We start from the raw sequence: 14,702 nt of genomic DNA, 5'->3' as shown, positions 1-14,702 counted from the left end.
CAATGACACATGATCTTTCGAAAGCGCTTACCGGCATCTCGGGCATCCTCGTGACCCCCTATGACGCGGGCGGAGAGATCGCGCCGCGCAAGCTGGCGCCGATCATTGACCGCGCGCTTGCCGCCGGGGTGCATATCCCGGTGGTGAACGGCAATACCGGCGAATACTACGCGCTGACCAATGACGAGGCCTGCACCATGGTGCGCGAGGTGGCGCAGATGGTCGATGGCCGCGCGCCGCTGCTCGCGGGGGTCGGGCGCGGCATTCGCGATGCCTGTGCGCTGGCCAAGGCAAGCGCCGAGGCGGGGGCGGATGCGCTGATGATCCACCAACCGCCCGATCCCTTCGTCTCCCCCCGCGGTACGGTCGATTATGTGCGCGCGGTGCGGGATGCCTCGGGCGGGCTGCCGGTGATGCTGTACCTGCGCAATGACGCGATGGGGCCCGAGGGCATCGCGCGGCTGTGTGAGGTCGACGGGGTGAAGGGCGTCAAATGGGCCACGCCGAACCCCTTGAACCTTGCCCGCGCGATCGAAGCGGCGCCGAAAGACATCGTCTGGGTCGGCGGTCTGGCCGAGGTCTGGGCGCCGCCGCTCTATGCCGTGGGGGCGCGGGGCTTCACCTCGGGCCTCATCAACGTCTGGCCCGAGCGCTCGGTCGCCATCCACGCGGCACTCGACGCAGGCGACTACGGCGAAGCGAACCGCCTCATCGCCAGGATGCGCGCCTTTGAGGACATCCGCGCGGAAGAGCATAACGGCACCAATGTCACCGGCGTTAAAGCCGCCCTTATGGCCATCGGACAGGATTGCGGCCCCACGCGCCCGCCTTCCGCATGGCCGCTGACGGAACAGCAGCAGGCGGTGCTGGATCAATTCGTGAAAGACAATCAACTGAAGGGAGAGGCGGCATGAGCCCCGAACTACGCGAGAAACTTCAAGCGGTCTCGGTCGCGACATTGGCGACGGCGCTGTACAAGCGCGGGCTGCGCAATCAGGTGGTGCAGGGGGTCGGCCCGGTGGCCGCCAAGGGGCGCAACATGGTCGGCCCCGCCTTTACACTGCGCTATATGCCCGCCCGCGAAGACCGCAACCAACTGGTCGAATTCCGCAATCCCGAACATCCGCAGCGCGTCGCGATCGAGACCTGCCCCGAGGGCCATGTGTTGGTGATGGACAGCCGCAAGGATGCCCGCGCCGCCAGCGCCGGTGACATCCTGATCACACGGCTGATGATGCGCGGCGCGGCAGGTGTGGTGACTGACGGGGGCCTGCGCGATGCGGCGACCATCGGCGCGCTTGAGATCCCCGCCTATCACGCACGCCCCTCCAGCCCCACCAACCTGACGCTGCATGAGGCGATTGAGATCAACTGCCCCGTGGGCTGCGGCGATGCCCCGGTCTTTCCCGGTGATATCGTGGTGGGCGACGACGACTGCGTGATCATCATCCCTGCGGATATCGCCGAAGAGGTGGCCGAAGAGGCCATCGAGATGACCGCCTATGAGGATTTCGTGGTGGAGCAGGTCAAGGATGGCGCCGGGATCATCGGGCTCTACCCCGGCACTAAGCAAGAGAACCTTGATAAGTTCGCCGCGTGGCGCAAGGCCAACAACCGCTGAGTCAGGGCTTTTCCGGGGTGAAATACTCCGGGAAAGCCGCCCGTTTCTCGGTCATCCGGTCGACGGTGCGTTGCAGGTGCTGGCGCAGCGCCTCCATCGCCGCAGGCGCATCGCCCGCTTCGATCCCGTCGAGGATCCGGCTGTGGCCGCCGATCACGTCCTTGTTGTTCAGAATGCGTCCCGCCTCATCGATGTCGTCCAGATGCAGGCGGCGCAGGCGTTCCAAATGACCCGCATGGCTGCGCATGATGCGCTGGCTTTGCACATGACCCGCCGCCACGAAGAGGGTCTGGTGAAACACCTCGTCCAACTCCTGAAAGGTCGGCACATCGCCGGGCTGGTCCGAAATGCTGCTTTGCAAGGCGACGATGCTGCGCAGACGGGTTAGGGCTTCGGGCGCGATTTCGGCAGCCAAGCGGCGCACGACTTCGGTTTCCAGCGCGATGCGCATGAACTGCGCCTCGCGGATCGCCGACATGTCGATCGGCGTGATCAATGTGCGCGACTGGGGGTAGATTTTGACCAGCCCCTCTTTCGCAAGCTGTTGTAACGCGTCGCGCAGCGGCGTCAGGCTGACGCCATGGGTCTCGGCCAGTTCGGCGCGCAGCAGCGGCGTGCCGGGCGGCAGGTCGAGCCTTACGATCTGATCGCGCAGCGTGGCGTAAACCCCGCGCCCCGTCGGCCCGCCCTCGAACAGTCCCAAGTCGGCCCCACCGCCAAGGATGCTTTTGGCAAGGGTCTGTGCGCTCTGCGCGGCGGGTTTCTTCGATGCGGTCATGCGGGCTCTTCCATAGCTGTTAAATCTAATATATCAGTTAATGACATCTTACCGAAGCGGTTTTTTCGACACCCGAGGGAGGGGAGCATCCGATGGACAGCCAGACCATGCAAGAGGACAGACGCGCAAAGGTGATGCTGCTGTCACCGACAGATAACGTGGTCGTGGCAACCGCGGCGGTTCCCCGTGGCGCGGTATTGCCGCAAGACGGGCTGCGTGCCAACCATGATACGCCCCAAGGTCACAAGATCGCGATCCGCCCGATCCAGCGCGGCGCGCCGATCCTAAAATTCGACACGGTGATCGGCTATGCGGCAGAAGAGATCGCCGCAGGCGATTGGTTGCACAGCCATAACATCAAGTTCGACGCGGTCGACAAAGACTATGCCTTTGCCCGCGATTATACCCCGACCAAGCTGCTGCCACCGCAAGAGCGCGCCCAGTTCATGGGCATCCGCCGCGCGAATGGCCGGGTGGGCACGCGCAACTACATCGGGCTTTTCGTCACCGTGAACTGCTCGGCCACCGTGGCGCGCAAGATCGCCAATTACTTTGACGAAGAGCGGATGGAGGCATGGGAGAACGTCGACGGGGTGATCCCCTTCATCCACGAATCCGGTTGCGGGATGGAGCTTACGGGCGAGCCGATGGACCTGCTGCGCCGCACGCTCTCCGGTTATATCCGCCACCCCAATCTGGCCGGGGCCGTGGTCCTGTCGCTGGGTTGTGAGCGCAACAACCTCGCCCAATTTTTTGAGGAGGAGGGGTTGGCCGAGGGCAAGATGCTGCGCTGCGTCACCATGCAACATGTCGGCGGCACGGCCCGCGCGATTGCCGAAGGCAAAGAAGCGGTGCGCGAAATGCTGGATCAGGCCAATGCCGTCCGGCGCGCGCCCTGTTCGGCGGAACATATCACCATCGGGATGCAATGCGGCGGGTCGGACGGGCTTTCGGGGCTCTCGGCCAACCCCGGTCTGGGGGCGGCGGCGGATATCCTCGTGCGCAACGGCGGCACGGCGATCCTGTCGGAAACGCCCGAGATTTTCGGCGTCGAACACCTGCTGACCCGGCGCGCCCGCAGTGAAGCGGTGGGGCGCAAGCTGGTCGAACGCATGGATTGGTGGCTGGACTATACCAAGGGCCGCGACACGCAGATCAACGGCGTGGTCAGCCCCGGCAATCAGGCCGGCGGGCTAGCAAATGTGCTGGAAAAATCGCTCGGCGGGGCCAAGAAAAGCGGCAGCACGGGGCTGATGGAGGTCTACCGCTATGCCGAACCCGTGACGCAAAAGGGGCTGGTCTTCATGGATACGCCCGGCTTCGATCCCGTCTCGGCCACCGGGCAGATCGCGGGGGGTGCGAACCTGATCTGCTTTACCACCGGGCGCGGGTCCTGCTTTGGCTCTTACCCCTCGCCGACGATCAAACTCGCCTCCAACACGCCGATGTTCACCAAGATGCAGGACGATATGGACATCAACTGCGGCACCGTGATCGACGGCGACCAAAGCCTAGAGGAATTGGGCCAAGCGATTTTCGAGCGCATCCTTGCCATCGCCTCGGGCGAGCAAAGCAAGTCCGAAGCGCTCGGCGTGGGCGAAGAGGAATTCGCGCCTTGGCCGATTGGGGTCACGGGGTAACAGATGTCGAAGGGGACAGCGCAGATGAAACCGAACTATGTGAAACTGGTCGAGGATACGCCGCTGCCGCGCATGGCGCTTTGCCGTCAGACCTTTGCCGCGACCCAGATCGACGACCCGCGCGCCGCCGTGGCAGAGGCGATGCAGGCCGATTGCACGGGCAAGATCAAACCGGGCATGTCCATCGCCATCACCGCAGGCAGCCGCGGGCTGGCGAACCTGCCGGAACTGCTGGCCGCCATCGTGGCCGAAGTCCGCGCGCGGGGGGCGCATCCCTTCGTCGTGCCCGCCATGGGCAGCCACGGCGGCGCCACCGCAGAGGGGCAGACCGCGCTGCTGGCGAAACTGGGCGTGACCGAAGCGAGCCTCGGTTGCGAAATCCGCTCTTCGATGGAAACCGATGAGATCGGCGTGCTCGACAACGGCATGTCGGTGCGGATGGACCGCCACGCCAATGCCGCCGATGGGATTATCCTGTTCAACCGGATCAAGCCGCATACCTCTTTCCGCGCGCCAAACGAAAGCGGGCTGGCCAAAATGCTCTCGATCGGGTTGGGCAAGCAATCGGGGGCCGAGACCTGCCATTCGCGCGGCATCGATAACGTCGGCATCTTCGTGGCCAAAATGGCGCGGATGAAACTGGAACGCTGCAAGGTGCTTTTCGGGATCGGCACGATTGAGAATGCCTATGACGGGCTGGCGCAGGTCGTGGCGCTTGACAGCGACGGGATGCTGGAGGCCGAAGCCCCCTATCTGCAAGAGGCGATGCGCAACATGCCTCGCCTGCCGCTGGGGCCGCTGGATGCGCCTTCGGCCTCGGGCGATCTGGATGTGCTGGTGGTGGATGAGATCGGCAAGGAGTTCTCAGGCACCGGGATGGACCCCAATATCACCCATCGGTTTTCGAGCGAGAAGATGCAGGTCCATCTGCATATCTCGCGGTTGGTGGCGCTTGGCCTGTCGCCGCGCAGCAATGGCAACGGCAATGGCGCGGCGCGGGCGGATGTGATCACGCAGCGGTTGGAGCAGGATTTTGACCGCGAGGCGGTCTATGCCAATGCCATCACCTCGCAGGTGCTAAAACAGTCGAAAATCCCGATGGTCATGCCCTGCGACCGCACCGCGATCCAGACGGCGGTCAAGACCTGTGGGGCCGAGGATATCACCAAGGTCCGGCTGCTGCGCATTCCCAACACGCTGAAGCTTGAGTATCTCTATGCCTCCGAGGCGATGCTGCCGGACCTGCGCGACCGTCCGGGGCTGGAGGTGATCGGTGACCTGCATGAGATGCAGTTCGACGGCGGCCTGCTGCGCAACCCTTGGCCGGAGGGACATTGATGCAGGGGCAGGGGCTTCACCTACACCTCGACCCCGTTGGCGGGGCGGCGGGGGATATGTTCATCGCGGCGATGTTGCATGCCTTCCCCGATCTGGCCGAGCGCGCCTTGGCCGATGTCGCCGCCGTGCTCCCCGCTGAGGTGGGCCATGCGGAACTGAGCGAACATGTCGCCTCGGGCATCACGTCACGGCGGTTTGAGCTGGTGCTGACAGCACCCGACGCCGGCAGGCGGCACGGCGCCGAGACGACCTATCGCGCCATGCGGAACTTGCTAGAGAACGCACCGCTGTCCGAGGGCACGGCGGAGGCCGCCTGCGCGATCCTTCATCGGATTGCCGAGGCCGAAGCGCAGGTGCATGATATCCCCATCGACCGGGTGCATTTTCACGAGATCGCGGATTGGGACGCGCTGATGGATGTGACCGCCGCGGGCAGCATCTGCGCCGCGCTGGCGGGGGCGACCGTCTCGCTCGCGCCGCTGCCTCTTGGCGGCGGGCTGGTCGAGACGGCGCATGGCAAACTGCCGGTGCCCGCGCCCGCCACGGCGCTGATCTTGCAAGGCTATGATTGGCATGACGACGGGGTGCCGGGCGAGCGGGTGACACCCACCGGGGCCGCGATTCTTGCCCATCTCACCGGCGGCAGCCCCATTGCCAGCCGTCCACCCGGGCGGCTGCGCTGTACCGGATCGGGCGCGGGGATGCGGGTGATGAAAGGCCTGCCGAATATCCTGCGCGTGAGCGTCTTTGACACCGCCACGGCGGGCATCGCGCAGGACAGTCTTGTGCAATTCGCCTGCGATATCGACGACATGACGGGCGAAGAACTGGGCGCGGCGGTGGATCGGTTGCGCGAGATGGAGGGCGTGGTCGATCTCATGATGTTCAGCGGGCAGGGCAAGAAATCCCGCCCCGTCACGCGGCTTGAGTTGCTGGTGCAGCCGCAAGAGGCTGAGGCGGTCGCCGCGCGGGTCTTCGATCTGACTTCGACCCTCGGCCTCCGCCGCAGTCTTGTCGACCGGCTGATCCTCCCACGGGAAAGCGATGACAGCGGCCCGCTTCGGCGCAAGCGTACACGGCGCCCCGGTGGGCATGAGACCATTAAGGTCGAAAGCGACGATCTGGCCGAGGCCGAGACCCTGCACGCCCGCCGCAGCCGCGCCCGCGCGGCGGAGGGGTAGGTGCCAGTGATCTAACTTGCTTATCACCGGCCCGCGTGTGAAAACCCTCTGACGTCAGTTCAGGGGGCCGCATGGAAACGCCACTCACCGCCACGTTGCGCCAGTATGAGGTCTTCGTCGCCATCGCGGAAACGCTGCATTTCGGTCAAGCGGCGGCCGCGCTCGGCGTGGCGCAGCCGGCGCTGACGCAGCAGCTGAAACATCTCGAAACCGCCTTTGGCGGTGAGCTTCTCTTTGAGCGCAACCGCCGCCGGGTGATGCTGACGGACTTCGGCAAGTCGCTGCTGCCCGAGGCCCGCGCCCTGCTGCAACAGGCCCGGCGGGTCGAGGCATTGGCCGAAGCGGCGCGCAACGGCCAGCGCGGGCGCATCGAATTGGCCTATGTCGGCTCGGCCTCCTACGCGGGGATCCTCGGACGGCTCCTGCGCGAGTTGCGCGCGGGCGCGGCAGAGGTGGATCTGATCCTGCGCGAGTTGGACATGGACCTGCAAATCGCCGAGATCGTGGCGGGCAGGCTCGACGCGGGTTTCGTGCGCCTGCCGCTTTCCGGCGTGCCAGAGGATTTGGCCACCCGCACGGTTCATACCGAGGATATCCTGCTGGCCGTGCCGCCCGATCACCGCCTTGCCGAGGTGCCTTCCGTTGCCATGGCGGCGCTGCGCGAGGAGAGTTTCATCTTCAGCCACCTTGGCCCCGACATGGGCTTTGCCGCCTGCGCCTATCAACTCTGCGCCGATGCCGGTTTCGCCCCCCGCGTGGCCCATCGCGCGCCGCAGTTCACCGCCATCGTAAACTTCGTCTCGGCGGGTCTCGGGGTGGCTTTCGTCCCCGCCTCCGCCGCGCGGATGAAGGATGCGGGCGTGTCCTTCCTGCCGATCCGCGACGCCAAAGTGCAAAGCCGGATCGGGCTGGCCTATTTGCGCGATGCGCGCAATCCGGTCCTGCGCAGGCTGCTTGCCGCATTGGAGACCGAGGGCTGATTACCCGACCGCCGTGCCGCCACAGACAAAGACCGTCTGCCCGGTGATAAAGCCGCTGCGCGGATCGGCAAAGAAGGACACCGCCTGCGCCACATCTTCAGGTGTTCCCATTCGGCCCATCGGCACCGCATCGACAATGGCGCGGGTTTCCGGCGCGTCTTCCGGGTTGTTCTCCCAAAAGGCGGTGGTGGCGATGGGGCCGGGGGCGACGCAGTTCACGGTGATCCCGTCGCGCGCCAGTTCCAGCGCCCAAGTCCGCGCCATCGACTGGATCGCACCCTTGCTTGCGGAATAGAGCGTGCGGTCGATCTTGCCCTTGGTCACGCGGCTGGTGTTCATCACGATCCGCCCAGCCCCCGCCGCGCGCATCCCCGGCACGACCAGTTTCGCGGCCAGAATGCTGGGGCGCAGATTCAGATGCATGATCGGGTCGAAATCGTCGAGGGCGACAGCGTCAAAAGACGCAGGTTTCACGATGCCGACGTTATTGACCAGACAGGTGACCGGCCCCTGCGCGAGGATGTGTTGGAGGGCAGCCGTGGTCGCCGCGATGTCCGTCAGATCCACCCGCTGCGCATCCGCCCGAAGCGCGGGCTCTTCCGGTTCTTCGATATCCAGCACGAAGACACGCCAGCCGTCCTCACGCAGCCTGCGCGCGATGCCAAGGCCGATGTTGCGCGCCCCGCCGGTGACGAGCGCATGGCGCGGAGAGGGGGCTTGGGTCACGGGCGGCATCCTTTTTTCTATTCACTGTTTACTTATCACTACGCACTGGTGATAAGTAAACAACTGATATCCGGGAGGGGGATCATATGGCCAAAAGCATCATCATCGTGGGGGCGGGCACGATGGGCCAATCCATCGGCAGGCTCTTTGGCCAGCACGGCTGGAGGGTCCAAGCGGTCGACCCGACCGAGGCCGCGCGGGAGACATTTTTGGCCACGGTGCCGGGGTCGACCGCTTGCGCCGCGTTGGAGGAGGCAGGGCAGGCCAATCTCGCGCTGGAATGCGTGCCGGAAGACCTCGCGCTGAAACGCCGCGTGCTCGCCGCATTGGAGGGGGCCGTGCCGGAGGGTGCGCCGATCTTGTCCAACACCTCAGGCCTGAGGTTGGAAGCGATGACGGGGGAAATGGCCCGGCCCGAACGCGCTGTGATCACGCATTTCTTCAACCCCGGCGATGTGATCCCCGCCGTCGAAGTCGTCGCAGCTGAAGACGCGCCCGAAGGGCTTTGTGCCGAGGTCATGACCCTGCTGCGCGGGTTGGACCGGCGGCCCGTGCGGCTGGATCACGCGCCGCCTGGCTTCGTGGCCAATCGCATTCAGCATGCCATCATGCGCGAATGCCTGCATTTGGTGGACCAAGGGGTCGCCAGCCCGGCGGAGATCGACGAGATCGTGCAATGGTCCGTCGGCGTGCGCATGGCGCTTTCCGGCCCGTTCCGCCAGCGCGATCTGAACGGGCTGGGCACCCATCTGAGCATCGCCGAATACCTCTACCCAGACCTTTGCGACCGGCATGACCCTTCGCCCAGCCTCACCGCATTGGTCGAGCGGGGGCAGCTTGGCAAGCGCAGCGGCAAGGGGTTCTACGACTGGCCTGAGGGGGAGAGCTCAGGCCCGGCGGCGGAAGCCGCGCTGCGCCGTGTCATCGCCCTTGCCCGCGACAGCGCCGATTGATTTTCCAGAAAGCCGAGGACACCCATGACCGATACTCCTGCCATCATCTGCGTGGCCATCACCGGATCGCTGCCGACCAAGGCCGACAATCCGGCGGTGCCGATCGACATTAGCGAACAGATCGAAAGCACCCATGCCGCCTTTGAGGCCGGGGCGACGATCTGCCATGCCCATGTGCGCACCGCCGATGGCACCCCCACAGCGGACCCCGACCGTTTTGCGCGGCTGCAAGAAGGGCTGCGGGAACATTGCCCCGGCATGATCGTGCAATTCTCGACCGGTGGGCGTTCGGGCGCGGGCAAGAACCGGGGCGGGATGCTGCCGCTGCGGCCCGACATGGCCTCGCTTTCGGTGGGGTCGAACAACTTTCCCAACCGCGTCTATGAGAACCCGCCCGAGCTTGTCGATTGGCTGGCAGGCGAGATGATGACCTATAGCGTGCTGCCCGAGATCGAAGTCTTTGACCTCAGCCACATCCTACAGGGCAAGGCGATGGCGGAGGCGGGCAAGATCCCCGCCCGGCCCTATATCCAATTCGTCATGGGCGTGAAAAACGCCATGCCAGCGGATCGGGAGGTTTTTGATTTCTATATCAAAACCGTCAAACGGCTCTTCGGCGATATCCCGTGGTGCGCCGCCGGGATCGGGCGGCATCAGGCCGAGTTGAACGCATGGTGCGCCGCCGCGGGGGGCCATCTGCGCACGGGACTTGAGGATAACATCCGGCTGGACAAACAGACCCTCGCCCCCTCCAATGCCGCCCTCGTGGCCCGCGCGGCCGAGATCTGCGCAGAGGCCGGTCGCCCCGTCGCCACCGCGCAGCAGGCGCGTGAGATTCTGGGGCTGGCCTGAGGCCGCCCGGTCCACCGTGATAGATCAAGGAGATTGAGATGAAGAAACTGACATTCGCCCTCGCCACCTTTGCCGCACCGCTGGCGGCGCATGAGGGCGCGCATGTGCATCCCCATGGCAACGATCCATTCTGGGCGGTGGCGATGCTGTCGCTGGCGATCGTGATCCTTGCCGCGGCGGTGCTGCGCCGCAAGTAAGGCGTCAGCGCCGATCAGCCACCAAAGCCGCGCGATCCGCCCGCCCGACCAAAGCCGCCGCGCGATGCCGCGGTGGCACGGGTCATCGGGGTTTTGCCGATGGTGGTGCTGGGGCGGGTAAATTGCGAGGTGCTGAGCTTGGCCGCACCGCGATTTGTCGAATAGGTGCTGGAGCGCGCGGCATTGGTAAAGCGCCCATCGGAGGTTTTGTAAAGCGGCTGCGCCGCCGCCATGCCGGCGCGGTTGCTCATCATATTGCCGATCAGATAGCCCGCCAGCAGGGGCATGAAGATGCCGCCCGATCCGCCTTGGGTCGCTGCCTCTTCCGAGCCGCAGGCGCCTTCGCCATGCTGCTCTTCGCAGACCTCAAGGCTATCGTAGCGCGGGGCGGATTCCACATGAAGGGTTTGCGCCGCGTCAAAGGCGGTTTCGCATTCCTGCTCGCTGTACATCCCGCCACGCGCGGCGTCGGCAAGACAGCTTTGCAGGTCGGGGAAGGCGGCGGCGTCGACCTTTTCCTCCTCACAGCCGGCAAGGGTGAAGGCGGCGGCGCCGACGATGGCGATGGAAACCCGTTTCGAGCGTTTGGTCATAATGGTGGTCTTTCTGCCAAGGGGCGGCGGAGCGGTGGGCTATGCCACAATGTAGTGCGGTTTAAAGCGTGACAAATCCTGCGTGATGCGCGATCGGTCTTCGCGGATGCCGATGCCCGCGCAGGTCTCGCCCACGATCCAAGAGCCGATCACCGGGCGGAAACCGTCGAATGTGGGCAGCGGGGCATAGGCCTGCACGATGCGCGGATGTTCGGCGTAGTCGGCGTTTTGCGACTGTTCGATCACCTTGCCAGATTGGTGGATTGTGACCGACGCCCCCTCGCGCGAAAGGATCGGCTTGCGCACATGCGCCTCGGCCAGTTCCGCCGCGGCACGGTCAAAGGCGTCGGCGCAGGCGGGGGCGGCGGGGCCGCGTCCGGCGAGCGCATCGGCCACATCAGCCTCGAAAAACGCGGGCAGCAGATTGGGGTGGCCTTCGAACATCTGCCACAGCACCGGCAGAAGGCCCTTGTTGGACAAAAGCGCTTTCCACGCAGGCTCCAGAAACAGACAGCCTGAGCCTTGGATATGGGCGGCGTAGTTGTCGCGCAGCAGGTCTTCCCAAGGGTAGAGTTTGAACAGGACGGCAATGCGGCGGTCTTGATCATCAAGGAAGTGGCCATCGTCGCTCAGCCCGATCTTGTCGAGATCGCAGTAATGCGCGCCCAGCCCCGCCTCCCGTGCGGCCCAGCCGATGGCTTCGACAGTGCCGTAGTCTTCGGGGTTGTCGGCCACGGCGGTGAAATGCAGATCGCTGTCCGGCGCGAAGACATCGCCAAAGCGGGCGACCAGGGCCTCATGAATGCCGTTGAACTGATCCGTGCCCTCGGGCAATGCGCCCGCTTTCAACTGGTCCTCAAGCCACTGCCACTGAAAGGCCGCGCTTTCGTAAAGCGAGGTCGGTGTATCTGCGTTATATTCCAACAGTTTGGCCGGATTTGTGCCGTCATAGGCCAGATCGAAACGGCCATAGATCTCAGGATCGCCCCGGCGCCAGCTGTCGGCCACGAGGTCACGGTGGGCATCTGGAATGGCGAGGCGGGTCATCAACTCTTCGCTGGCGATGATCTTGGCCACGGCTTCACGGCACATGGCGTGAAGCTCGGTCGAAGGGTCTTCGATGTCATTCTCGATCTGGGTGAGGGTGAATGCATAGGCCGAGGTTTCGTCCCAATAGGGTTCGCCATGCATATCGGCAAAGGTAAAGCCGACCTCTTGCGCATGGGCGCGCCAGTCGGGTCTTTCGGGCAATGTGATCTTTTGCAACGGTTCGCTCCCCCGGTTTCGACCTCGCTTTTAATCGGCTTTGGGCCAAGCGGCCAGAGGGGGCGGCGGTTGGACGCGGCTGCACAGTCAAAAGCCTCGTAATCATAGTTATGTTGCTAATGTGCGCTGCCCCAGCTCCACCAGCACATCCGCTTGCCGCTTATCCGTACCGCCCTACGTCCCGAGGCAGCCGATAGCCGGAGGGGGCCGCTCCTCCGCCCCAATTTAGCCAAAGGAAATTGCCGTGGAAACGAATCTGACCATCAATGGCACGAAGCAGCGGCTGGATCTCGATCCCCGCACGACGCTGCTGGATGCGCTGCGCCACCATCTTGGACTGACCGGCAGCAAGAAGGGCTGCGATCACGGGCAATGCGGCGCCTGCACGGTCATGGTGAATGGCCGCCGGATCAACGCCTGCCTGACATTGGCCTGTATGCATGACGGTGATGAGGTGACCACCATCGAAGGCATCGGAGCGCCCGGCAACCTCAGCCCGCTGCAAGAAGCCTTTGTCAGCGAAGACGGGTTCCAATGCGGCTATTGCACGCCGGGGCAAATCTGCTCGGCCACCGCGATGCTGGAAGAGATCGCAGAGGGCTGGCCCAGCCATGTGACCGATGACCTGAGCGGCAAGCCCGCGCTGACGACGGAAGAGATCTCGGAACGGATGAGCGGCAACCTCTGCCGGTGTTCGGCCTATCCCAATATCGTCGAGGCGATCCGAAAAGCGGCGGGAGAAAGCGCATGAGACCATTCGACTATACCCGCGCCGAGAATACCGAAGCCGCCGCGCGCCAAGCGGCCAGCGGTGGCACCTTCATCGCCGGGGGCACCAACCTTCTCGATCTGATGAAGCTGGAGGTCATGACCCCCGAGACGCTGATCGACATCAACCGGCTCGACCTTGGCGAGATCGAAGAGACCGAAGACGGCGGGCTGCGCATCGGCGCCTTGGTGACCAACAGCGATCTGGCCAATGACGCCCGCCTGCGCAAGGGCTGGCCGGTGCTGAGCCGTGCGTTGCTGGCCGGGGCCAGCGGGCAGTTGCGCAACAAGGCGACGACTGGCGGCAATTTGCTGCAACGCACGCGCTGCCTGTATTTCTACGACCGCGCCATGCCCTGCAACAAACGCGAGCCGGGCACGGGCTGTTCGGCGAAGGAGGGGTTTAACCGCATCCTCGCCGTCTTGGGCACCTCGGAGCATTGCATCGCCACCCATCCCAGCGACATGGCCGTGGCCATGCGGGCGCTCGGGGCCGAGGTGGAGACGCTGAAAGAAGACGGCAGCACACGTCGGCTGACGCTGGATGAACTTTACCTGCTGCCCGGAGAGCGGCCAGATCAAGAGACCGTTCTTGAGCCGGGCGAATTGATCACCGCCGTGGTGCTGCCCGCGCCTGTGACGGGCAAACAGACCTACCGCAAGGTGCGGGACCGGGCTTCTTATGCCTTTGCCCTCGTCTCGGTCGCCGGGATCGTCGAGATGGAAGACGGGCGGATCACCCGTGCCGATCTGGCCTTTGGCGGGCTGGCGCCGAAACCTTGGCGCAATGCCGAGGTGGAGGATCTGCTGACCGGCAACGCGCCTTCCGAAGACCTTTTCAACAAAGCCGCCGATCTGCTGCTGGCAGAGGCCAAAGGCTATGGCGCGAATGATTTCAAAATCCCCCTCGCCCGCCGCACGCTGGTGTCGGTGCTCAATGAACTTACCGCGGAGGCCCAGCAATGACCGAGCAATTCAAGATGGACGCGCCTGCCACCGCCCGCAGGTTGGACGATATGGCGCAGGGGCTTGTCGGCGCGCCGCTGGACCGCCCCGAGGGGCCGCTGAAGGTGAGCGGCACGGCGACCTATGCCAACGAATGGCAGGTCGAAGGCATGGTGCATGGCGTCATGGTCCGCGCGCCGGGCAATAGTGGCCGCGTGGTCTTGGCCAACCGAGATGCCGTGGCGAATATGCCGGGCGTGCTGGCCGTGATCCAAGACGCGCGCCTGCTGCGCAACCCGGCCCAAGGCACCGCGAACCAAGCGCCGATTCAAGGGCCGGGAGAGGCCGCCTACCTCGGGCAATTGATCGCGGTGGTGGTCGCGGAAGAGTTCGAACAAGCCCGCCATGCGGCACAATCGCTGAAGGTGGAATTGGAAAACGGCGAGGTCATGCCGGTCGATCCCGCAACGGCGGCGGTTGAACCTCAAGAGGCGAAAACGCTGGATCAGGGCGATCTGGAGGGCGCGATGGCTCAGGCCGCTTTCTCGGTCGATGTGACCTACACCACCCCGTCGCATTCCAGCACCCCGATGGAACCGCATGCCTCAATCGCCTCATGGGACGGGGAAGACCTGACCCTGCGCGGCAGCTATCAGATGCTGAAATACAACCGCAATGAACTGTCCGATGCCTTGGGCATCCACCCCGACCGGCTGCGCATCCTGTCGCCCTATGTCGGCGGCGGCTTCGGGTCGAAACTCGGCATCGCGCCCGAGGCCGTCGCGGCGGCGATTGCCGCGAAAGAGGTGGGCCGCCCGGTCTCTGTCGCGCTGCACCGCCAGCAGGTCTATGAGGCGACGATGC

General features: G+C 64.8%; 16 protein-coding genes. 12 read left to right on the top strand and 4 right to left on the bottom strand.

What is annotated here, in order from left to right; genetic code table 11:
- Positions 1 to 2: 2 nt before the first annotated feature.
- Together HKX24_RS12760 and HKX24_RS12755 are read left to right on the top strand one after the other, a co-directional pair.
- Entirely contained in the window at positions 3 to 914 is a 912-nt protein-coding gene (locus HKX24_RS12760) for a dihydrodipicolinate synthase family protein (RefSeq protein ID WP_271693994.1), read from the top strand.
- Positions 911 to 1,621, top strand: coding sequence for a ribonuclease activity regulator RraA (locus HKX24_RS12755; RefSeq protein WP_271693995.1), 711 nt, complete (start codon positions 911 to 913; stop codon positions 1,619 to 1,621). Before HKX24_RS12760 ends, HKX24_RS12755 begins: the two co-directional genes overlap by 4 nt.
- 1 nt (position 1,622) lies before the next feature.
- Here HKX24_RS12755 and HKX24_RS12750 read toward each other — a convergent pair whose 3' ends face one another.
- A complete protein-coding gene (locus HKX24_RS12750; RefSeq protein ID WP_271693996.1) occupies positions 1,623 to 2,399 on the bottom strand; it encodes a GntR family transcriptional regulator in 777 nt (258 codons plus the stop codon).
- 92 nt (positions 2,400 to 2,491) lie between these two features.
- Between HKX24_RS12750 and HKX24_RS12745 the strand changes: the two genes are divergently transcribed.
- From HKX24_RS12745 to HKX24_RS12730, 4 genes are all read left to right on the top strand, one after another.
- On the top strand, positions 2,492 to 4,039 hold the full coding sequence (locus tag HKX24_RS12745) for an altronate dehydratase family protein (protein WP_271693997.1): 1,548 nt from the start codon (positions 2,492 to 2,494) through the stop codon (positions 4,037 to 4,039).
- Between the two features lie 3 nt (positions 4,040 to 4,042).
- Positions 4,043 to 5,377, top strand: a complete 1,335-nt coding sequence (locus HKX24_RS12740) for a lactate racemase domain-containing protein (protein WP_271693998.1) — start codon at positions 4,043 to 4,045, stop codon at positions 5,375 to 5,377.
- Positions 5,377 to 6,558 (top strand): LarC family nickel insertion protein, encoded by a 1,182-nt coding sequence (locus HKX24_RS12735; protein ID WP_276154039.1) that lies wholly within the window; start codon positions 5,377 to 5,379, stop codon positions 6,556 to 6,558. Before HKX24_RS12740 ends, HKX24_RS12735 begins: the two co-directional genes overlap by 1 nt.
- A gap of 71 nt (positions 6,559 to 6,629) precedes the next feature.
- Positions 6,630 to 7,538 (top strand): LysR family transcriptional regulator, encoded by a 909-nt coding sequence (locus tag HKX24_RS12730; protein ID WP_271694000.1) that lies wholly within the window; start codon positions 6,630 to 6,632, stop codon positions 7,536 to 7,538.
- Here HKX24_RS12730 and HKX24_RS12725 read toward each other — a convergent pair whose 3' ends face one another.
- Complete coding sequence (locus HKX24_RS12725) at positions 7,539 to 8,264, bottom strand: SDR family oxidoreductase (protein ID WP_271694001.1); 726 nt, start codon at positions 8,262 to 8,264, stop codon at positions 7,539 to 7,541.
- Positions 8,265 to 8,350: 86 nt separating this feature from the next.
- On the opposite strand from HKX24_RS12725, the gene HKX24_RS12720 reads away from it, so the two are divergent.
- From HKX24_RS12720 to HKX24_RS12710, 3 genes are read left to right on the top strand one after another with little or no spacing between them, the layout of a single operon-like run.
- The gene (locus tag HKX24_RS12720; RefSeq protein ID WP_271694002.1) at positions 8,351 to 9,217 is read left to right on the top strand and encodes a 3-hydroxyacyl-CoA dehydrogenase NAD-binding domain-containing protein; all 867 of its coding nucleotides are present in this window, start codon (positions 8,351 to 8,353) and stop codon (positions 9,215 to 9,217) included.
- Positions 9,218 to 9,241: 24 nt separating this feature from the next.
- A complete protein-coding gene (locus tag HKX24_RS12715) occupies positions 9,242 to 10,069 on the top strand; it encodes a 3-keto-5-aminohexanoate cleavage protein (RefSeq protein ID WP_271694003.1) in 828 nt (275 codons plus the stop codon).
- Between the two features lie 38 nt (positions 10,070 to 10,107).
- Entirely contained in the window at positions 10,108 to 10,266 is a 159-nt protein-coding gene (locus HKX24_RS12710; protein ID WP_073037890.1) for a peptidase M23, read from the top strand.
- Positions 10,267 to 10,280: 14 nt separating this feature from the next.
- Here HKX24_RS12710 and HKX24_RS12705 read toward each other — a convergent pair whose 3' ends face one another.
- Positions 10,281 to 10,859 (bottom strand): DUF1190 domain-containing protein, encoded by a 579-nt coding sequence (locus HKX24_RS12705; RefSeq protein ID WP_067267677.1) that lies wholly within the window; start codon positions 10,857 to 10,859, stop codon positions 10,281 to 10,283.
- A gap of 39 nt (positions 10,860 to 10,898) precedes the next feature.
- A complete protein-coding gene (locus tag HKX24_RS12700) occupies positions 10,899 to 12,125 on the bottom strand; it encodes a glutathionylspermidine synthase family protein (RefSeq protein ID WP_271694004.1) in 1,227 nt (408 codons plus the stop codon).
- A 244-nt stretch (positions 12,126 to 12,369) separates the two neighbouring features.
- Between HKX24_RS12700 and HKX24_RS12695 the strand changes: the two genes are divergently transcribed.
- The 3 genes from HKX24_RS12695 to HKX24_RS12685 all read left to right on the top strand — a co-directional run.
- Positions 12,370 to 12,876 (top strand): 2Fe-2S iron-sulfur cluster-binding protein, encoded by a 507-nt coding sequence (locus HKX24_RS12695; protein ID WP_082852032.1) that lies wholly within the window; start codon positions 12,370 to 12,372, stop codon positions 12,874 to 12,876.
- Positions 12,873 to 13,859, top strand: a complete 987-nt coding sequence (locus HKX24_RS12690; protein WP_271694005.1) for a xanthine dehydrogenase family protein subunit M — start codon at positions 12,873 to 12,875, stop codon at positions 13,857 to 13,859. Before HKX24_RS12695 ends, HKX24_RS12690 begins: the two co-directional genes overlap by 4 nt.
- Positions 13,856 to 14,702 (top strand): molybdopterin cofactor-binding domain-containing protein (locus tag HKX24_RS12685; RefSeq protein WP_276155537.1); only part of this gene is annotated, 847 nt, incomplete at its 3' end. The genes HKX24_RS12690 and HKX24_RS12685, both read left to right, overlap by 4 nt.

The sequence above is a fragment of the Sulfitobacter sp. M85 genome, assembly GCF_029285915.1.
GTDB classification, from domain to species: Bacteria; Pseudomonadota; Alphaproteobacteria; order Rhodobacterales; family Rhodobacteraceae; genus Sulfitobacter; species Sulfitobacter faviae.
Note: the sequence above shows the minus strand (reverse complement) of the source record. Positions and strands in the feature narration are given on the sequence as shown.